Source organism: Lentisalinibacter salinarum, assembly GCF_040706555.1.
GTDB lineage: Bacteria > Pseudomonadota > Gammaproteobacteria > Steroidobacterales > Woeseiaceae > Lentisalinibacter > Lentisalinibacter salinarum.
The window spans coordinates 883,272-902,004 of the sequence record NZ_JAPDRH010000002.1; the positions used below are offsets into that span (position 1 = coordinate 883,272).

Annotated in this window: 19 protein-coding genes; 12 read left to right on the top strand and 7 right to left on the bottom strand. The window is 67.3% G+C overall.

The genetic code is table 11. The features are described 5' to 3' along the window. Positions 1-41: 41 nt before the first annotated feature. Together ACJMKZ_RS07115 and ACJMKZ_RS07120 are read right to left on the bottom strand one after the other, a co-directional pair. Positions 42-863 (bottom strand): VOC family protein, encoded by an 822-nt coding sequence (locus ACJMKZ_RS07115; protein ID WP_405232493.1) that lies wholly within the window; start codon positions 861-863, stop codon positions 42-44. A 73-nt stretch (positions 864-936) separates the two neighbouring features. Further along, on the bottom strand, positions 937-1,830 hold the full coding sequence (locus ACJMKZ_RS07120; protein WP_405232494.1) for an AraC family transcriptional regulator: 894 nt from the start codon (positions 1,828-1,830) through the stop codon (positions 937-939). A 71-nt stretch (positions 1,831-1,901) separates the two neighbouring features. Between ACJMKZ_RS07120 and ACJMKZ_RS07125 the strand changes: the two genes are divergently transcribed. The 5 genes from ACJMKZ_RS07125 to ACJMKZ_RS07145 all read left to right on the top strand — a co-directional run bounded on the left by ACJMKZ_RS07125 (position 1,902) and on the right by ACJMKZ_RS07145 (position 7,240). Further along, the gene (locus ACJMKZ_RS07125) at positions 1,902-2,306 is read left to right on the top strand and encodes a hypothetical protein (RefSeq protein ID WP_405232495.1); all 405 of its coding nucleotides are present in this window, start codon (positions 1,902-1,904) and stop codon (positions 2,304-2,306) included. A 46-nt stretch (positions 2,307-2,352) separates the two neighbouring features. Then, positions 2,353-2,961, top strand: a complete 609-nt coding sequence (locus ACJMKZ_RS07130) for a TetR/AcrR family transcriptional regulator (protein WP_405232496.1) — start codon at positions 2,353-2,355, stop codon at positions 2,959-2,961. 103 nt (positions 2,962-3,064) lie between these two features. Beyond that, positions 3,065-5,266, top strand: a complete 2,202-nt coding sequence (locus tag ACJMKZ_RS07135; RefSeq protein WP_405232497.1) for a TonB-dependent receptor — start codon at positions 3,065-3,067, stop codon at positions 5,264-5,266. Further along, a complete protein-coding gene (locus ACJMKZ_RS07140) occupies positions 5,263-6,615 on the top strand; it encodes an MFS transporter (protein WP_405232498.1) in 1,353 nt (450 codons plus the stop codon). The genes ACJMKZ_RS07135 and ACJMKZ_RS07140 overlap by 4 nt, the downstream gene beginning before the upstream one ends. Further along, positions 6,608-7,240, top strand: a complete 633-nt coding sequence (locus ACJMKZ_RS07145; RefSeq protein ID WP_405232499.1) for a glutathione S-transferase family protein — start codon at positions 6,608-6,610, stop codon at positions 7,238-7,240. Before ACJMKZ_RS07140 ends, ACJMKZ_RS07145 begins: the two co-directional genes overlap by 8 nt. Positions 7,241-7,273: 33 nt before the next feature. Here ACJMKZ_RS07145 and ACJMKZ_RS07150 read toward each other — a convergent pair whose 3' ends face one another. Continuing rightward, positions 7,274-7,498 (bottom strand): hypothetical protein, encoded by a 225-nt coding sequence (locus ACJMKZ_RS07150; RefSeq protein WP_405232500.1) that lies wholly within the window; start codon positions 7,496-7,498, stop codon positions 7,274-7,276. A 137-nt stretch (positions 7,499-7,635) separates the two neighbouring features. Between ACJMKZ_RS07150 and ACJMKZ_RS07155 the strand changes: the two genes are divergently transcribed. The 6 genes from ACJMKZ_RS07155 to ACJMKZ_RS07180 all read left to right on the top strand — a co-directional run bounded on the left by ACJMKZ_RS07155 (position 7,636) and on the right by ACJMKZ_RS07180 (position 14,595). After that, positions 7,636-8,106 carry a (2Fe-2S)-binding protein gene (locus ACJMKZ_RS07155; protein WP_405232501.1) on the top strand — a complete coding sequence of 157 codons (471 nt, stop codon included), beginning with the start codon at positions 7,636-7,638 and terminating at the stop codon, positions 8,104-8,106. A 2-nt stretch (positions 8,107-8,108) separates the two neighbouring features. Then, entirely contained in the window at positions 8,109-10,310 is a 2,202-nt protein-coding gene (locus ACJMKZ_RS07160) for a xanthine dehydrogenase family protein molybdopterin-binding subunit (protein ID WP_405232502.1), read from the top strand. A gap of 107 nt (positions 10,311-10,417) precedes the next feature. Then, positions 10,418-11,011, top strand: a complete 594-nt coding sequence (locus ACJMKZ_RS07165; protein WP_405232503.1) for a TetR/AcrR family transcriptional regulator — start codon at positions 10,418-10,420, stop codon at positions 11,009-11,011. Positions 11,012-11,050: 39 nt separating this feature from the next. After that, positions 11,051-12,442 (top strand): phytoene desaturase family protein, encoded by a 1,392-nt coding sequence (locus ACJMKZ_RS07170; RefSeq protein WP_405232504.1) that lies wholly within the window; start codon positions 11,051-11,053, stop codon positions 12,440-12,442. Further along, a complete protein-coding gene (locus ACJMKZ_RS07175) occupies positions 12,435-12,857 on the top strand; it encodes a nuclear transport factor 2 family protein (protein WP_405232505.1) in 423 nt (140 codons plus the stop codon). Before ACJMKZ_RS07170 ends, ACJMKZ_RS07175 begins: the two co-directional genes overlap by 8 nt. Before the next feature lie 16 nt (positions 12,858-12,873). Next, the gene (locus ACJMKZ_RS07180; RefSeq protein WP_405232506.1) at positions 12,874-14,595 is read left to right on the top strand and encodes a class I adenylate-forming enzyme family protein; all 1,722 of its coding nucleotides are present in this window, start codon (positions 12,874-12,876) and stop codon (positions 14,593-14,595) included. Here the strand turns inward: ACJMKZ_RS07180 and ACJMKZ_RS07185 are convergent. Next, complete coding sequence (locus ACJMKZ_RS07185) at positions 14,592-16,115, bottom strand: HNH endonuclease signature motif containing protein (protein WP_405232507.1); 1,524 nt, start codon at positions 16,113-16,115, stop codon at positions 14,592-14,594. The two genes, ACJMKZ_RS07180 and ACJMKZ_RS07185, sit on opposite strands and share 4 nt — an antisense overlap. 141 nt (positions 16,116-16,256) lie before the next feature. Here ACJMKZ_RS07185 and ACJMKZ_RS07190 point away from each other — a divergent pair, with 141 nt between their 5' ends. Then, a complete protein-coding gene (locus ACJMKZ_RS07190; protein ID WP_405232508.1) occupies positions 16,257-17,084 on the top strand; it encodes an arylamine N-acetyltransferase family protein in 828 nt (275 codons plus the stop codon). Positions 17,085-17,132: 48 nt separating this feature from the next. Here ACJMKZ_RS07190 and ACJMKZ_RS07195 read toward each other — a convergent pair whose 3' ends face one another. The 3 genes from ACJMKZ_RS07195 to ACJMKZ_RS07205 all read right to left on the bottom strand — a co-directional run bounded on the left by ACJMKZ_RS07195 (position 17,133) and on the right by ACJMKZ_RS07205 (position 18,704). Next, a complete protein-coding gene (locus ACJMKZ_RS07195; protein ID WP_405232509.1) occupies positions 17,133-17,519 on the bottom strand; it encodes a type II toxin-antitoxin system death-on-curing family toxin in 387 nt (128 codons plus the stop codon). 12 nt (positions 17,520-17,531) lie between these two features. Further along, on the bottom strand, positions 17,532-17,759 hold the full coding sequence (locus ACJMKZ_RS07200) for an AbrB/MazE/SpoVT family DNA-binding domain-containing protein (RefSeq protein WP_405232510.1): 228 nt from the start codon (positions 17,757-17,759) through the stop codon (positions 17,532-17,534). Between the two features lie 171 nt (positions 17,760-17,930). After that, positions 17,931-18,704 (bottom strand): SDR family oxidoreductase, encoded by a 774-nt coding sequence (locus ACJMKZ_RS07205; RefSeq protein ID WP_405232511.1) that lies wholly within the window; start codon positions 18,702-18,704, stop codon positions 17,931-17,933. Positions 18,705-18,733: the final 29 nt, after the last annotated feature.

Sequence of the window (18,733 nt, forward strand, 5' to 3'; positions counted from 1 at the left end):
CCCCGATCCATGATCGGGCCTGAAGGCCCTCCTACGCCCAATCAGACCTTTTGTTCGCAGGCGATGAATTGCGCGCCCGCCGGGTCGGCGAGTACGGCGTAGCTGAAGCCGCCGAAGCCCTTCGGGCCGGCGACCACCCTGCCGCCGTTTGCCTCTGCCGCCGCGATGGCCTTCTCCAGCGACGGCACCGCGAAGTACAGCAGCCACGCCGGCGGCAGGTCGGCGTTGCCGCCGCGGGCGTGGCAGACGCCGCCGGCCACCTCGCCTTCGGCGTCCAGCATGTTGTAATCGTCGTAGCCGCCCATGTCGACGGGCTGCGGCGTCCAGCCCAGCACCGCCTCGTAGAACGGCCGCGCGCCGGCCGCGTCGCGGATGGTCAGGTCCCGCCACACCTCGCGGCCGGCGACCGGACCGAGCTTCGTATAGCGGCCGGTGAATACCGTCATCGGTTCGCCGCCGGGCGGGGTCACCGTCATGACGTTCGTCATGGTCTTGCCGTCGCCGAAGTCCTCGGTGATGGTGTGGCGGGCGCCGTCGTCGTCGCTGCGGCTGACTTCCAGTACCGGCCCGTTGAACCGGCCGCGGAAGATCTGCGGTTCGCCCTCGGACGGCACCCAGGTCATCACCGCCTCGCCGTCGGCGGAGAGACGGATCACCGTGTGGCAGTGCATCGTCGTCTCGCCGTCGCGGCTCTGGGTGTAGCTGCCCGCGAGTGCCGTATCGCCGAGAGTCCGTTCGTTGTGCAGCTTGCCGGTAAATTGCATCGGCCCGGCCGACGGATCCACCACGATCTCCTCCTCCCCCTGCCAGCGGCCGTCGGCCAGCCCCAGCAGGAACGCCAGCGGATCATTCTTCTCGTTCATGGCTGCTCTCCCCTTGCCAAGCAACACGATGTGTCTATTGTCCGCCGCGGACGCGACGGCTGCTTGACAGATTTTAAGCGGCGGCGGCCACGGGCAGCACGCAGTCCATGTCCCAGTAGCGCATCCCGTGTCGGCGCGGATCGTTGTAGTACACCTCCATCGCGGGACCATTGCCCTGGCGCCAGGCGCCGGCCGGCAGAAACACGCGCAGCAGATGATCCCAGGCCGCGACGAATTCGTCCGGGCCGCCGCGGCACGGCAACACCGCAGCGGTGGTCGCCGGCAGGACCCGGATCAGGATGCCATCGTCCGCCGCGACATCGTCATCCACGGCGTGCGCCAGCTCGTAGCGGTACAGCTCTGCCGGGGTCTCCAGGTCGCTGTCCTGACTGAGTCCCATGAACCAGCGCCCGGGACGGCGCTGCTCGCGGGCATCGAGCCACGCCTCCAGGCGGTCGAACGCCGCGGCCAGGTTATCGCCCTCGTGCGCCGCGCGCACCTCCAGCACCGCCACCCGGCAGGACTCGCGCTCTCGGATCGTCACCGGGAACTCGGCCGGGCCCGGCGCATCGGCGAAACCCACGGCGAGCGGCGAGTCACCGTCCGAATTCCCGTCGTCCCCCGGCAAACCCCGGTTCAGCGGCCGCACCCGATCCCAGCGGCTGGGCGCGATGCCGAAGGCGCGCCGGAAAGAGCGGGTGAAGTCCGAACTCTCGGAGTAGCCCGCCTCCAGCGCCACGCGTGTGCACGACCACTCCGGGAAGGCGCGCATGAGACCGCAGGCACACTCGAGCCGGCAGCGGCGGACGAACGCGCCGAAGTTCTCGCCCTGGACTTCGGCAAAGATCTGGTGCAGCCGAACCGGGGACAGGCCGGCGTCCGCTGCCGCGGCTTCCAGCGAGAGCCTGGCGGTCGGCGCGGCACGGATCTGCCCGCGCACGGACTCGACGATCTGCAGGTAGCGCATCGACTCGACTAATGAGCAGCCCGAGACGCAAGTATGATAGCGCGACAACCATCGATCACAGGAAAGCCGACATGATCCTGCGCCGCCTCGCCTACTCCGTCCGCAAGCAGGACTGGCTGGCCGTCGCCATCGAGTTCGTCATCGTCGTGGCCGGCATCTTCGTCGGCCTGCAGGTCAATAAGTGGAACGAGCAGCGTCAATTGCGCGAGCGCGAGCAGAACTACCTCGAACGCCTGGCGGAGGACGTGGCCAGGATGGAGGCCGAGTTCACCGAGATCGACGGCCGCCCCTCACTCGCTCACTTCGACCTCGACGCCGCCTGCAAGAACCGCGAGCTGCGCAACGCCGCCTGGGAGATCTACGACCTGATGTGGGACTGGGAGCAGGGCACGCTGCGGGCGGCGGGGCAGTTGAAGGAGTTCGGTGGCCAGCTGGATGGCCGTATTTCAAGAGGTCTCGCAGGCGTTACCGACTAAATAGTATGATCGTACTGTTAATGCAGACCACGACAGGAAGCCGGACATGCCCAGGAACGCGCCCGTACGCCGCCGCAGCCAGCAGGAGCGCAGCGAATCCACGCAGACCGCGTTGCTGCAGGCCACGGTGCGCTGTCTCGGTCGGGACGGCTTTGCGGCCACCTCCATCAGCTCCATCATCGCGGAGGCCGGCGTCTCGCGCGGCGCTCTGCTGCACCACTACCCCACCAAGAACGAGCTGATCGCCAGCGCCATCGTCTGGTTCTATCGCCAGCGCCTGAACCGGTTCAAGGAGAAGTTGCTCGGGGCCGATACCGACCGTCTCTCGCTCGAGGACCGGCTGCAGGTTCTGCGGGAGGATTTCGAGACCTGGTACGCCACCGCGCTCGAGATCGAGGTGGCGATGCGTACCAACGAGGAAATCGCCGCGCTGCAGCGCGAGATGACCGCCATCGACGACGAGGAGATGAGCCGCGAGTACGAGCAGCTGTTCCCAGAGTTCGCGGCCGCCGAACATCCGCGGGACCTCGTCGGCATCGCCTGCTATCTGATGCGAGGCCTCGCCTCCGACGCCGACGGCCCGGCCACGGACCGACGATTCGAACTGGTCGTCGCCATGCTGAAGGCCTATCTGGAGGCCGGCCGACGGGGCTGACCAGCGCTTCTTTACAAACAATACGTCTGTACGGTATGTTTCTTCTCGAGCTATTTCCGGGAACTGACCGTGCCGGTCCGAGGCCGGCGCCAGGGGGCTGCAAATGCGTTCTTTCACCTCTCGCCTGATCCGCCGAGCGGGCGCCGCACTCTTCGCCGTCTCCGGCGCCGTCGCCGCACCGGTCTCGGCTCAGGAGATCGACTCGGATGCCACGGTCATCGAGGAGATACTCGTCACGGCCGACAAACGATCTGCCCGCAGCGTCCAGGACCTCGCCGCGAGCATCACCGCCTTCGACGCCACCAAGCTCGAGCGCCTCGACGTCCTCGATTTCGACGACTTCATCGTGCAGGTGCCGGGCACAAATTTCATCAACGACGGCGGCCCGGGCCGGAGCAACGAGGTCGCTTCCATCCGCGGGCTGTCCGCCGTCGCCGACAATACCGAGGGCGTGGTGGCCCAGTATCTGGACGGCGCGCCGCACTTCGGCAATACCTACCGCTTCTTCGACATCGGCGAAGTCGCCGTGCTGCGCGGCCCGCAAGGCACGCTCTGGGGCGCACAAGCCATCGGCGGTCTCATCTATTTCCGCTCCAATCGTCCGGACCCCGCCGGCTTCGACGCGGAAGTCCAGGGCGACGTCTACGGCACGAGCGGCGACAGCGGCACGAGCAGCCGCCTGAGCGGTTACGTGAACGTGCCACTGGCCGAGGATGTGTTCGCGGTGCGTCTCGCTGCTCAGCGTATCGACGAGGCGGGCTACATCGAGAATATCCGCACCGGCACCGAGGGCATCAACGACGTCGAGGAAACCGCGTGGCGTCTGTCGGCGCTGTACCAGCCCACCGATTCGCTGAGCGTCACCGCCATCTGGCACGGCAACGATCTCGAGGCGGACGCACCGACCTATTTCGATATCAGCCTGGGCGGCCTCCAGGTGGATCAGCCGTCCGATGCCGGCCCCGCCGAGCAGAATTACGACCTGTTCAATCTCATCGTCGACTACGACCTCGGCTGGGCGACCGTTTCCTACAACGGCTCCCGCTACACCAACGACGGCTTCTACACCGATTTCAACGACGAGCTCGGATTCCTGCAGCAGGTCACGACCACCATCGACGAGAAAGCGACCACTCACGAACTGCGCCTCGCCTCCGCCGGCGGCGGCCGGCTGCAGTGGATCGTTGGGCTCTATTACGACGAGTACGACGATTTCGACCAGACCATCGATTACAGCCTCGCCTCCCTCGACGACCCTTCCCCTGCGGAGGGCCTCACCCAGGGCGGACTGAAGATCCTCACCGACCGGGCCCTGTTCGGCGAGGTCAGCTACGACCTCACCGACAAGCTCACGGTTCTGGTCGGCGGACGCTTCTTCGACTGGGAAGTGGATAACCAGGAGGTATTCCTGATCGGCGGCGCAGACTTCGGCTTCGTCACGAATGGTGTGGCCTCCGACAGCGACTTCTTCCACAAGATCGCCATCGAATACCGGGCGACCGACGACCTGATGGTCTATGGCTCCCGCGCCGAAGGCTTCCGCTTCGGCGGCTTCAACACCTTCGTCGGCGAGGACCTCTTCGGCATCTCCGAGGAGTTCTTCGAGTTCGGCCCGGACACGCTGGTGAGCTACGAGGCAGGCGTCAAATCGACCCTGCTCGACAACCGCATGATCCTGAACGCCGCCGTCTACTTCCTCGACTGGCAGGAAGTGCAGGCGGTCGTACAGAGCGACACGGCAGGCGCATTCGGCCAGGGGTTCTTCACCACCAACGCGCCCGACCTCGAGGCGATGGGTGCCGAGATCGAGATCGTCACCCAGGACCTGATCGCACCGGGCGTCTACGCCGCGCTCACTTACGCGTGGACCGAGAACGAGTTCCAGGACGACGCCCAGCTCTTCCCCGGGACGCGCGTCACCATCAGCAAGGGTGACGAACTGCGGCGCACGCCGACCGATACCTGGTCCCTGGACGTCGGCTACCAGTTCGCCCTGACGCCGAACGCCGACGCATTCGTCCGTGCGAACTACTGGCACAAGGCCTCCACCTCCACGTTCGGTTTCAACGGCAACGACGGCAACGTCACCGTGCCGTCCCAGAACGTCGTCAACTTCTCGGCCGGCGCGAACTGGAACAGCTGGCAGCTGAAACTCTACGTGGACAACGTCACCGACAAGGCACCCTGGCTGAACGTCTTCTCCGGGGGCGCCGTCGGCACGCCGGAGGCCGGCCAGGCCGTACGGGCCAACACCATACGTCCGCGCACCGTAGGACTCGAAGCGACGTACCGTTTCGGCCGTTGAACCAACGCGTCGGCGCCACGACGGTTGCGGCCTACTCCGCGCCGCTCGTCCCCATCTGGATGCTGCACACGCCGGCGCTGTCCATCCTGCCCGGGCTCTACGCCACCGTCGCCGACATCGATCTCGCCGTGCTGGGCATCATCCTGGTTGCAAGCCGGGTGCTCGACGGCGTCACCGATCCGCTGATCGGCCTGCTGTCGGACAAGACCGACTCGCGCCTCGGCAAGCGCAAACCCTGGATCATCTTCGGCGGGCTGCTCTGCATGGTTGGCGTCCTCTTCTGGTTCCGCCCGGGGCCCGACACCGGCGCCGTGTACTTCCTGCTGGCATCGATCGCCGTCTATCTCGGGTGGACCATGGTGGAGATCCCCCACGGCGCCTGGCTCAGTGAGCTGACCACCGACTACAGCGAACGCTCACGCATCTCGGGCTTCCGCACGACCGCCATCTACCTGGGCTACGTCCTGTTCTGGAGCGGGCCCTTTCTGCCGATCTTCGCCACGACGGAGATCACGCCGGAGGTCACCCGTTTCCTGTCCTGGGTCGTCGTCGGCCTCATCTTCGTCAGCGTCACCTGGGCCGTGGTCCGTGTACCCCAGGGTCACGTCGGGGTGGCCCGGACCCCCGACCTCAAGACCGCATTCCGCGGTCTGGCCTCCAACCGGCCGATGCGCTACTTCTCGGTGCTGATGCTCGCGAGCGCCATCGCCAGCGGCATGGTCGCCGGGCTGTACTTCTTCTTCATCGCCAACTACCTCGGCATCCCCGAGCGCTTCAGTCACATCGGCCTGGCCGTGGCCACCATCGGCGTGGCGAGCGCGGCGCTCTGGGGCGTCGTGGGCGCGAAAATCGGCAAGCACCGGATGCTCGCGCTCTGCAATCTGAGCACGGTGGCGACGCTGGTCGCCATGGGCTTCATCCGGCCCGGCGAAGCGGCGTACCCGGCGATGTTCACCGTCTTCAGCCTGTCCGCCCTGTTCTCGGCGGGATCCACGGTCGCCTACTACGCGCTGATGGCCGACGTCGTCGACTACGACACGCTGAAGACCCGCAGCAACAACGCCGGCAACTACTATTCGCTGATCACGCTGTTCCAGAAAATCGGGCTCGGTGCGGGCGCGGGCCTGGCCCTGATGCTCGCCTCCGCATTCGGTTTCGACCCGGATGCGCACAACCAGGGCCTGGCACTCGCCGGCTTCTTCATCGCCTTCCTCGGCGTTCCCATCCTCCTGAATCTGGCCGCCACCGTCCTCGCCTTCTTCTTCCCGATCACCGCCAGCCGTCACCGCATAATCCGGCGCAGACTGGAGGCGCGTGAGCGGCGCACAGCCGGGATGCGACATGTCTGAAATCCGCATTTATACCGGCCGCGGCTGCGGCTGGGCCGTCAGGAACTACGCGGCCCTGCGCGAGAAGGGCGTGGAATTCACCGCCATCCCCGCCGTCGATGCCGGCGGCAACAAACTCCCGGAGTTTCTAGCCGCTACGCCCTACGGCAAGACGCCGGTCCTTGTGGACGGAGCAACCATCGTCTTCGAATCCAACATCATCAACGAATACATCGAGGAGCGCTTTCCGCAGCCGCCCCTGTTGCCAGACGACCCGCGGGACCGCGCTGCAGCGAGAAAGTGGATCCACTACTGCGACAACCGACTGTTGCCGCAGCTCACGACGATCGCGCGGTCGGGCAAGGACGAGCGTGATGCCGCTATCGCCCGTCTCGAGGAGCAACTGGACTGGTTCGAGGCCGCCGTCCTCGTCCCGCGGCTCGAAGGGCCGTACTTCTTCGGCGACCGATTCTCGTTGCTGGAGATCGCCTTCCACACCTTCTACACCACCCTCGGCGCCGTCGAGGCGCATGGCGCAAGTGATGGGGCGGCACCGCCGCCGGCCATGCGCGACTGGCGGGCAGCGATCCTGGAACGGGAGTCGGTCCGGTATGCCGAGGCGTTCAGGGACGGGCTCGGGTTTTAGGGGGTCGGGGTTTCGGGCCTGAAGGCCCTCCTCCTACAGTGTCGTCAGGCGGTCGGCTATGCCCTGGAGGGTGTCCTTCAGCGCCATCTTCCGCGGGGTGTCGCCCAGCTGGCGGCCCGGGACGGCCAGCTGCCGTGCCAGGGGAGCGTCGCGCTCGCCGGCCTCCAACCGCGCCGCCGCGGCGTCCAGCAGTCCGGTCAGCTCGGTCGCGACCGCACCGAGTGCAACCCGGTGCAGCGATGCAATAGTCAGGGGCAAGACTTCTCTCCTCTCGAACTCCGGCGCGGTAAACCCGATCCCCCGCCGCGTGGTCAATCGTTCGACGCTGACCGAACGGCCAGTTACGTGGGCTATACTCGGGCGACATCCGAACGGCCACACTACCGGAGCGCCCCATGCCATTCACCCTGACCGTGAACGGTGAGTCCCGCACCGTCGACGTCCCCGAAGACAAGCCCCTGCTGTGGGTGCTGCGGGAAGACCTCGGACTCACCGGCACCAAATACGGCTGCGGCATCGCCCGCTGCGGCGCCTGCACCGTGAGCGTGGATGGCGAGGCCACGCGCTCCTGCCGGCTGCCGGTCTCCAGCGTGGGAGAGCGCCCCGTCGTCACCATCGAGGGCCTGGAGGGCCTCGACTCGCCGGCGGGGCTCGCCGTGCGCAGCGCCTGGCGCCAGCTCGACGTGGTGCAGTGCGGCTACTGCCAGTCCGGGCAGATCATGTCGGCCACCGCACTGTTGAGCGAGAACCCGGACCCCGACGACCAGGACATCGACCGCGCCATGCGCGGCAACCTCTGCCGCTGCGGCACCTACCAGCGCATCCGGGCGGCCATCCGCCAGGCTGCCGACGAGATGAAGGGCTGATCATGTTCGGACGCTTCGACAGACTCCCCCGTCCCGCCCTCGACCGCCGCACCTTCCTCAAGGTGGTCGGCCTCTCGGGCGCGGGTTTCATGATCGGCTGTGGTCGCGGCGAGGAGGCGGCGCCGGGATCGGGTAGCGCCACCGGATCAGCCGGTTCTGCCGCCGGCACCGAAGAGATCGCGACCGGCCCGTTCATCCGCATCGGCACGGACAACACGGTGACGGTGATCGTCAAACACCTCGACAAGGGCCAGGGCGTCACCACCGGCCTGCCCACCATCGTGGCCGAGGAACTCGACGCCGCCTGGTCGCAGATGCAGGCCGAGTTCGCGCCGGCGAACGTGGAGCTCTACAACAACCTCGCGTTCGGGCCCATGCAGGGCACGGGCGGATCCACCTCGGTGGCCAACTCGTGGATGCAGCTGCGACAGGCGGCCGCGGGCGCGAAGGCCATGCTGGTGGGCGCCGCCGCGGCGCGGTGGGATGTGCCGGCGGGCGAGATCACGGTCAGGGAAGGCGTGCTCAGCCACCAGGCCTCGAGCCGCAGCGCGACCTTCGGCGAGCTCGCCGTCGCCGCCGCCGATATCACGCCGCCGGAAGACCCGGCGCTGAAGGATCCGGCCGAGTTCACCCTCATCGGCACGAAGGTCCCGCGGCTCGATTCAGCTGCCAAGACCGACGGCAGCCTCGAGTTCACCATGGACCTCTCGCGCCCGGGCATGCTGACCGCGCTGGTCGCCCATCCGCCGCGCTTCGGCGCGAAGGTGAAGTCCTTCGACGCCACGGAGGCCAAAGCGGTCGCCGGCGTCACCGACGTGGTCGAGATCCCGCGCGGCGTCGCCGTGGTGGCCGACAGCTACTGGTCGGCGCTGAAAGGCCGCGAGGCGCTCACCGTCGAGTGGGACGAGACCAACGCCGAGAAGCGCGGCTCGGAGGCACTCTTCGCTGAGTACGAGGGCAAGGCGAAGGAAGACGGCCTCGTCGCCCGCAACGACGGCGACGCGCCGGCCGCGCTGGCCTCCGCCGAGACCGTGATCCGCCGCGAATACCGCCTGCCGTTCCTGGCCCATGCCACCATGGAGCCGATGGACTGCGTCGTCGAACTCGCCGACGGCGGCTGCCGCATCTGGACCGGCTCGCAGATCCAGACCCTCGACCAGAACATCGCGGCCGGTATCCTCGGACTGCAGCCGGAACAGGTGGAGATCAACACCGTGTTCGCCGGCGGCAGCTTCGGCCGCCGCGCCGTGCCGGACTCCGACTACGTGGCCGACGCCGTCTCCGTAGCCAAGGCCATAGACGGCCGCGCCCCGGTCAAGCTCATCTGGACCCGCGAAGACGACATGCGCGCCGGGCGCTACCGACCCATGAGCTACCACTTGCTGGAAGGCGCACTGGACGCCGACGGCAAACCGGCCGCGTGGCGACACCAGGCGGTGATCCAGTCCTTCATGAAGGGCAGCGCCTTCGAGGGCATGATTCAGGACGGCCTCGACCCCTCCGCCGTGGAGGGCTCGCGGGAACTGCCCTACACCATCCCAAACCTGCGCGTGGACTGGCACGAGACCGACAACGGCGTGCCCGCGCTGTGGTGGCGCTCCGTCGGCCACACCCAGAACGGCTTCGTCACCGAGGTCTTCATCGACGAACTCGCTGCGGCCGCCGGACGCGACCCGGTCGAACTGCGCCGCGAACTCCTGGCCGAACACCCGCGCCACCTCGGCGTGCTCGAACTCGCCGCGGAGAAGGCCGGCTGGGGCGAGGACCTCGGCCCGAACCGCGGCCGCGGCGTCGCCGTGCACAAATCCTTCGGCACCTACGTGGCCGAGGTGGCCGACATCACCGTCGAAGATGACGGCAGCTTCAGCGTCGACCGTGTCGTCTGCGCCGTCGACTGCGGCATTGCGATCAACCCGGACGTCATCCGCGCCCAGATGGAAGGCGGCATTGCCTATGCCCTCTCCGCCGCGCTGCGCGAGGAGATCACGCTGAAGGACGGGAAGGTGCAGCAGGACAACTTCGACAACTACCGTTCGCTGCGCATCGACGAGATGCCGAAGGTGGAGGTGCACATCGTCCAGTCCGGCGAGGCGCCGACCGGCGTCGGCGAGCCCGGCGTGCCGCCGCTGGCGCCGGCGGTGGCTAACGCCCTCTTCGCCGCCACCGGCAAACGCACCTATCGCCTGCCTTTCCTGAGCGGCTAGCCGCCTCTCGCGGAACCCCCGCGACCACCGCCGGCGAATGCCGCTGGACATCTCGATCGTGCCGTCCTTATAATTGAATTCAATTCAATTTCATGCCCGGGGGGAGCATGGGGGCAAGAACGTTACGCTCGGAGCGCAGCCGCGAGACGATCATCGCCGCGGCAGCCGACGCACTCGTGGACGGCAACGGCGACTTCGAGTTGCAGGACGTCGCCCGTCGCGCCGGCGTCTCGGTGGGCCTCCCCTATCACCGTTTCGGCTCGAAATCGCAGCTGATCGCCGCCGTTGTCGACAATTTCTACGACGAACTGGACCGCAGCATCGACCTCTCCGACCTGCCGCCGGGCGACTGGACGCTGCGTGAGCGCGAACGCGTATCCCGCCTGATCGACTTCCTCTACGACCACCCGCTTGCCGCCATCATCATCTCGCGCCTGGCCCGGGACCCCGGCGTAGCCGCTGTCGAGGCGGAGCGCTGGCAGCGGGTGATTGCCCTGGCGGCCCGCAACATCGCCAAGGGCCAGCAGCGCGGGCAGATCCCCGCCCGTTACGACCCCGACATCCTCGCCGCGATGATCTGCGGCGGCGTCCGCCATGCCGCCGGCCAGGCCCTGGCGACGGAACAACGCCCCGGTCGTGCGGCGCTCGCCGACGAAATCTGGGATTTCATCCTCGGGGGCCTGCGGCTGACCGCCCCCTGACAACCCTCGACCACCCTCGGCCATCCTATGGGAGCTGACATGGACAACAGAGAACACGTGGTGATCATCGGTGCCGGCGTCGGCGGTATGTGCGCAGGCGCACTGCTCGCGAAGAACGGCTACCGGGTCACCGTCTGCGAGAAACTGAACACCGTGGGCGGGCGCACGCGCACCCAGGAAATCGAGGGCTACCGCCTGCCCCGCGGCGCGGTGTCGTTCCAGCTCCGCGGCGTCCTGCCCGACATCTGCGAGGAGGTCGGCGCCGAGTTCGAGAAGCGCCCGGTCAGCGAGATGTGGTTCTGGATCAAGGGCGGCGGCGAGTTCGTGCCCCTGCCGGCGAAGAGCGGCACCGGCAAGATGCTCGAGATGTTCATGAAGGTGCACGGCGGCGGCTCGAAGAAGGCCATGGCCCGCGTGGGCCTGGAGCTCTCGATCACGAAGATCGGCAAGGCCTTCCGCGACCCCGAGGCGACCGCCGTGGGCGACGATGGTCCCACCTTCCGTGAATGGCTCGAGCGCTACACCGACAACGAGGACCTGCTCGCCCTCTTCCACGCCATCACGTCGGCCGTCTCCGCGGTGAACGACTTCGAGTATCCCGCGCGGCACTGGTTCGCCCACTTCGCCGCCACCGAGGCCCGCATGGACAAGTACGCGATGCTGCCGGGCGGCTTCGTCTCGGTCAGCGAGGCGCTGGCGCGGGTCATCGAGACCAATGGCGGCCGCGTGCTGCTGGAGACGCCGACACTCGCCATCGAGACTACGGACGGCCGGGCCACGGGTGTGCGCATCGAGAGCGACGGCCGCGAGGAGACCTTGCCCGCGGACATCGTCATCAGCAACACCGGTCCGTCGGTCACGGTCCAGCTCGCGGGCCGGCAGGCGCTCGGCAGCGACTACACCGAGACGCTGGAGAAACGCATTCGGCCCACGCCCATCGTCGCCACTTACGTCGTCTCCGACGAGCCCCTGTTCGAGCCGCGTTCCGCCTTCCTGGCCGCCGGCCTCGAGCGCATCGTTACCGGCGTGCCGCTCACGAATATCTGTCCGGAGTGGTCACCCGATGGCCGCCACCTCACCGCTTTCTACGGCACGCCGAAGAGTTGCCTGCATCCCATGGACCGGGAAGACGAGCGCCGCGCCAACATGGCCGACGTGCGCACGCTGTTCCCGGACTTCGACGAGAAGGGCGGGCGCTTCCTCGACGTGCAGCTGCGCGACATCGACGACCCGGACGTGGTGGCGCGCTCCTGGCCGGGCTACAACCTCCCGGTGGAGACGCCGCTACCGAATCTCTACAACGTCGGCGACGGCTGCGGCCCACCGGGCTACGTCGCCACACCGGCGGCGGCCAAGAGCGCGCGCATGGCCGTCGACCGCATACTCGAACGAAGCGCGCAGCAACCAGCGGGGAGAGCACACCATGGGTAAGCCCTACGAGACGGTACAGCGCTACATCGATTCCATGATGGCGAAAGACCTGGAGGCGGTCCTCGACTGCTTCCACGACGACGTCATCTACCACTACCACGTCGGCACGCGGCCGTTCGAGGGCAAGGAGTTCCTGAAGAAGGGCATCACCATGCTCTGGCCGCACCAGGAGACGAGCCGCTGGCGCATCGTCAACTACCTGGAGGACGACGAGAAGATCATCTTCGAGGGCATCGACGAATACGACCAGCCGGACGGCGTCACCGTGCGCATGCCCTACATGGGCATCTATCAGATCAGGGACGGCCGCATCTGGCGGGCGCGGGACTACTTCGACATGCCCGGCTACATGAACATGACCAAGGGCGACGCCAACCCCTGGCTGCTGAAGGTGGCCGACAGCATGGCTGCCTGAGACTCGCCGCACCGTCATGATCCTGGATGACGAAGCCACCCTCGAGCGTTATCGCGCCAGCGGGTGGTGGGGGGACGTCACCGTCGACGATCTCTTCCGCGCCTGCGTCGACGCCGCGCCGGAGCAGCTCGCCCTCGTGGACGCGCCGGACCGGCCGGCGTTTTGCTACGGCGAGCCGCGACAGCTGAGCTTCGCCGAGACCGACGCCTGTGTGAACGCGCTCGCCGCGGGCCTGCTGGCCGCCGGCGTACGCAAGGACTCGGTGGTGGTCGTGCAGCTGCCGAACATCGCCGAGATCGTCATCGCCTTCCTCGCCTGCGCGCGCCTCGGCGCCATCGCCTCGCCGGTCATGCTGGCCTACGGCGAACGCGACATGCGGCGCATCTTCGGTCACCTGCGCCCGGCGTGCGTGCTGACGCTGGCGCGGTACAAGGACCAGCGCCCGGCGGAGAGCGCGCGCCGCATCCTCGCCGAGGGGGACTCCCCGGCGGCGCCGGTGCTCGGCCTGGGCGAGGGCGGCGGCGACATCGGCGACGTCAGAGACCTCCAGGTCGACGACGGCGCACTCGAGGCCTACCTGGACGGCCTCACGGTCGGCGCCGACGAGATAGTCACCATGCACTGGACCTCCGGCACCACCGGCAACCCGAAGTGCGTCCCGCGCACCCACAACCAGTGGCACGCCACCGGCGGCTGCTGCCGCGACGCCGGCGGCCTGCACCACGGCGACCGCCTGCTCGCGCCCATGCAGATGGTCCACACCGCCGGCTACAACGGCCTGTTCATGCCCTGGCTCGAAGTCCAGGGCACCCTCGCGCTGCACAACCCCTTCGACATGGGCATCTTCCTCGACCAGCTGGAGGAACTCGGCATCCACCACACCGTCGCCGCACCGGCGATGCTGAACGCGCTCCTGCGCGAGCGCATCCTCGACGACCGGGACGTCTCCTCCATCCGCAGCATCCTCTGCGGCTCCGCGCCGCTGGACGCCTGGATGATCGAGGGCTTCCGCGAGCGCTACGGCATCGAGGTGGTCAACGCTTTCGGCTCGACCGAGGGGATCACGCTGCTCTCCGGCCCCACCATGACCGGCGACCCACACCGCCGCGCCCGCTACTTCCCCCGCTTCCGCGGCTCCGCCCGCAAGCAGAGCGACGGCAGCGACTGGGGCATACGCATCGCGCGCGGCGTCGAGTCGAAACTCGTGGACATCGAAACCGGCCGGGCGGTCACGGAGCCGGGCCAGCCGGGCGAGTTCCTCTTCCGCAGCCCTGCCCTGTTCCCCGGCTACTGGACCGCCGAGGGCACGGTCGACCGCGGGGACTTCGACGAGGAAGGCTACTTCCGCACGGGCGAGCTGTTCGAGATCGCCGGTGATGGCGAGGACGCCGACTACTTCCACTACATCGACCGCTTGAAGGACGTCATCAACCGCGGCGGCCTCAAGATCCCGGCCGGCGAACTCGAATCCGCCATCCAGGCATTGCCCGAGGTGCAGGAAGCCGCCGCCGTCGGCTACCCGGACGAGCGGCTCGGCGAGCGCATCTGCGCGGCGGTGGTCACGGCGCCCGGCGCGAGCCTGTCGCTGGAGTCGCTCATCGAACAGCTGTCCGCCGCAGGCGTTGCGCGGTTCATGCGGCCGGAGCGGCTGGAGATCGTCGACGCGCTGCCGCGTAATCCGACGGGGAAGGTGCTGAAGGGTGAGCTGGTTCGGTTGCTGCTGGCAGCGCGTAACTAGCCGGCGGCGGCTTCCCGCGGAAACAGATGCCCGACCCCCAGATCCCAGTCCATGCGCTCCCCTTCCCAGCGCGTAACGCAGGTCTGTGAGGTGATGCCGAGGTCGCGCATCTCGCGTTCGAGCCAGACGTCGAAGGCGCGGCGCTCTTCTTCCGGGGTCAGTCGGGCGTAGCGGTCTATGCGTTGCCGGCGCGCGTCGCGGAAGACGACTTCGCCGTCGTCGCTCTTCTCGCAGTCGAAGCCGCCTTCGTGGACGAGGCGGTGGTGATGGCGGCACAGCAATACGAGGTTATCGAGGCTGGTCTCTCCGCCGTCGGACCAGTGCCTTATATGGTGGCCGTCGAGGTAGGCCTTGCGGGTGCAGCCGGGGAAGCGGCAGCCCTTGTCGCGGATGCGCAGCGCGCGGCGGATGGCCGGCGAGATGGAGCGGGATTTGCGGCCGATGGACAGGGGTTCGCCGTCGGCATCTTCGACCAGTCCGAGGACGGAGCAGTCGCAGGCGAGGCGGCGGGATGTTTCCGCGGAAACGTGGTGAGCATTTTCTATTTGGGAGGTGGTTTGGGAATGGATCGGGCCTGAAGGCCCTCCTACATGGGAATCCAGCATTTCCGCAGAAACGTGGACGACGACCTGGTAGCGGTCGGCAGAGGAGGAATCCCTGGCGCCGTGGGCGAGGTAGGTCTCGGCCATTTCGGCCAGGGCGTCGGCGCGGCGTTGGGGGAAGGTGTAGCGGGTGGGTTCCGGGTCGGGGTCGGGCTCCGGTGTTTCCGCGGAAACGTCTGTCGCCGGAGAAGAAATCGGGCCTGAAGGCCCTCCTACATGCACATCATCGTCAGCATTGAATTGGTGGTCCATGGCCTTGTCCAGGGCCTTCAGGAGCAGCGCGCCGACCTCCGCCGGGAGTCTCGCCTTCAGCACCAGGGCACCGTCGTCATCGTAGTAGTGTTCGACGCTGCGCATCTCGTACTGGAAGTTCGCGTTCGCGGCGTCCTGCAGCCGCTTCGCGCGGCGGCATTTCGCGACGATGCCTTCCACATGGTACGCGGTGCCGTGGCGGGCGATGCCCAGGAGGTAGTCCTCGTTCTGTGCATCCGCCACACGGGTCATGGCGCGGACCTTCGAGTAGGAGATCTCGCCCTTACGGAAGGCCTCGGAGATCTTCGGCAGGTCGGGGAGCGTGCGGGCCACACGCACCTTCTCCCGTGCCGCGTTCATGCCGATGCCGCATTGCCAGTTCAGCCAGTGGGCGGTGGAGCAGAGACCGGGCAGCTGCCAGTAGCCCTTCTCGTCGAACTCGCGGATGAGCTCCAGCAGGCGGTAGGTCTTCGCGTAGATGTTGCCGCAGAGGGCGGTGATCTCCGCGCCGAGTTTCTCGCCGGCGGCGTAGCGGGCGCGGCCTTGAAGCTCGCCGTCGGGACCGGGGTCCGCCTGGGGGTCGCGGCTGAAGCCGCTCCTACATTTGTCGTTCTGCGCGTCGCGATCGTCGGCCAAATCGCTGGTAACTGCCCGATTCTGCAACATCGCGGCTCCCTCCGCCTGCACCCGCCTGATACTGTAATTCTATACAGTTCTCCGCCAAGAGCCCTTCCGTTTTCTGTGCGAATCAGGCAGAAATGGCCCTTGCTGCGGCGGCAGACATCACAAGAATCACGGAATCCCGTCATGCAACTCCAGTGCTATCTCGACCGCATCGGCTACGCCGGACCCGTAGCGCCGACGCTTGCCGCACTCACCGGCCTCCTCCGCCACCATGCCCTTGCCATCCCCTTCGAGAACCTCGACGTACAGCTCGGCCGCCACCTCACCCTCGACCCGGACGCCGCCTACGACAAGATCGTCCGCCACCGGCGAGGCGGCTGGTGCTACGAGCAGAACGGGCTGTTCGGCGCGGTGCTCGCGGAGATCGGTTTCGCGGTGACCCGGGTCGCCGGCGCGGTCATGCGCGAAGGCCGCGAAGACATCTCCGACGCCAACCACCTCGCCCTGCTGGTCAAGACGGAGGATGCCCCCGACCGCCAATTCCTCGCCGACGCGGGCTTCGGCGGCAGCCTGCTCGAGCCCATCGAACTCGCCGAGGTCATCCACCGCCAGCCGCCCTTCCAACTCGGCCTCCGCCGCCTCGACGACGGCTGCTGGCAGTTTCACGAGGACGCCGGCGACGGTGAATTCACCTTCGATTTCGAGCCCGTGGCCGGCGACGAAGATGCGCTCGCGCGGCGCTGCGCCTACCTGCAGAGCGACCCGACCTCCGGGTTCGTGAAAAGCCTTGTCGCCCAGATCCGCCTGCCGGACGCCCACCGCACGCTGCGCGGGCGGGTGCTCTCCGAGATCGGGCCGCACGGCGAAAGCGAACGCCTGATCGAGAGCGCCGACGACCTCGTGGAGACGCTGTCGCGGCAGTTTCACCTCGACGTGCCGGAGGTTGGCGACCTCTGGACGCGCATCGTCGAGCGGCACGAGGAATTCATGAAGGAACAGCGCGAGAGCTAGCGCAGGAGCGGCTTCAGCCGCAATTTGCCATCGGGCCTGAAGGCCCTCCTACATGGAGGTTGTATTGGCCTCGATCCACGCGCTTAGTTGGGCCTCGCTCATCTCCCCCGCCGCGAGCATCCTGATCGTCACGACAGCGTCCGCTTCGTCGGCCACCAGCTCATAGCCGTTCACCATGAGGAACACATCGATCGCTACCAGCGCGATGCGTTTGTTGCCATCCGGGAAGCAGTGGTTGCGGGCAAAGCCGTAGCCATAGCTTGCAGCCAGGTCGCAGATCGTCGCGTCATCACCGTATGCAAGCAGGTTGCGCGGACGGGCCACTGTGGACTCGAGCCTGTCGCCGTCCGCCGGTCCCGGAAGACCGCCGTGCTCCGCGATCAGCTCACGATGGAAATAGAGGACGTCGCGGGATTCCAGCCAGACGAACGACACGCGGCCGACGCGCTATTTCGCCAGTTCGCGCAGAGCGTTACGGTACTTGCGGCGGGTCTTCTCGAAAGCCTTCAGCTTCATCTCGAACTCCGGGTCGTAAGGGGATAGTTCGACGCCGTCTTCCGTACGCGTGATCGTGAGCGCATCGCCCTCGGACAAATGCAGACGGTCGAGTTCCTCCCTCGGCAGGATCACGCCGAGGGAATTGCCGATTTTCCGGAGTTTGATGTTGGCGGCCATTGCGGAATCAGGGCGAAATGGGAAGTTTCGGTTATTATAACTCTTGTTATAACATCCGGGCAATAAGGGGGCGAATTCGAAGAGCTGACCAGGGTCCGGCCTGAAGGTCCCCTACCGGCACCACTGTAGGAGCGGCTTCAGCCGCGACCAACATCGGGCCTGAAGGCCCTCCTACGATTCGGTTTCGGGCAGACCTGCGCGGCGGCGGCCCTCGTCGTCCTTCAGGGAAAAATCACCGCCGGCGAACTCCCCGCCTTCGGGGCCGCACAGGAACGCGATCGCCTGCGCCACCCATTCCGGCGGGATGTGCGCCGACCAGGGCATCTTGCTCACCGGGTTGATGCCCGACTCGCGGATGGACGTCTGCATCTCCGTCGCGACGGTGCCCGGGCTCAGTCCCACCACGCGGATGCCCTCATCGCCGTACTCGCGGTGAGCGCAGCGCGTCAGAGACAGCACGGCGGCCTTGGTAGAGCAGTAATGGCTCCAGCCTTCCAGCGCGCTGGTCGCCGCGCCCGAACTCAGATTCACGATCGTGCCACGCCCTGCCTCCAGCATCACCGGCAGCGCCGCCCGCAGCCCGTGGTAGACGCCCTTGACGTTGATGTCGACGACTCGCCCCCAGGCCGCCGGATCGCTCTCCGCGATGCGGGCGATCGGGTCGATGGTGCCGGCGTTGTTCACGAGGATATCGAGACCGCCGAACTCGTCCACCGCCCGCGACACCGCCTGCTCGACGGCCGCGAAATCCGTGACGTCGGTCGCTTGGGCGATCGCGGACCCGCCGGCCTCACGGATCTCTGCGGCGATGCGCTCAATGGCATCGCCACTGCGCGCCGCCAGCACGACGTTCACGCCCCTCCGGCCGAGATAGCGAGCGGTGGCCTCGCCGATCCCGCGGCTGGCCCCGGTGACGAGTGCCGTCATCCCTGTCAGTTCGCTCATCCAAGTCTCCTCAATAAATATGCAGGAGC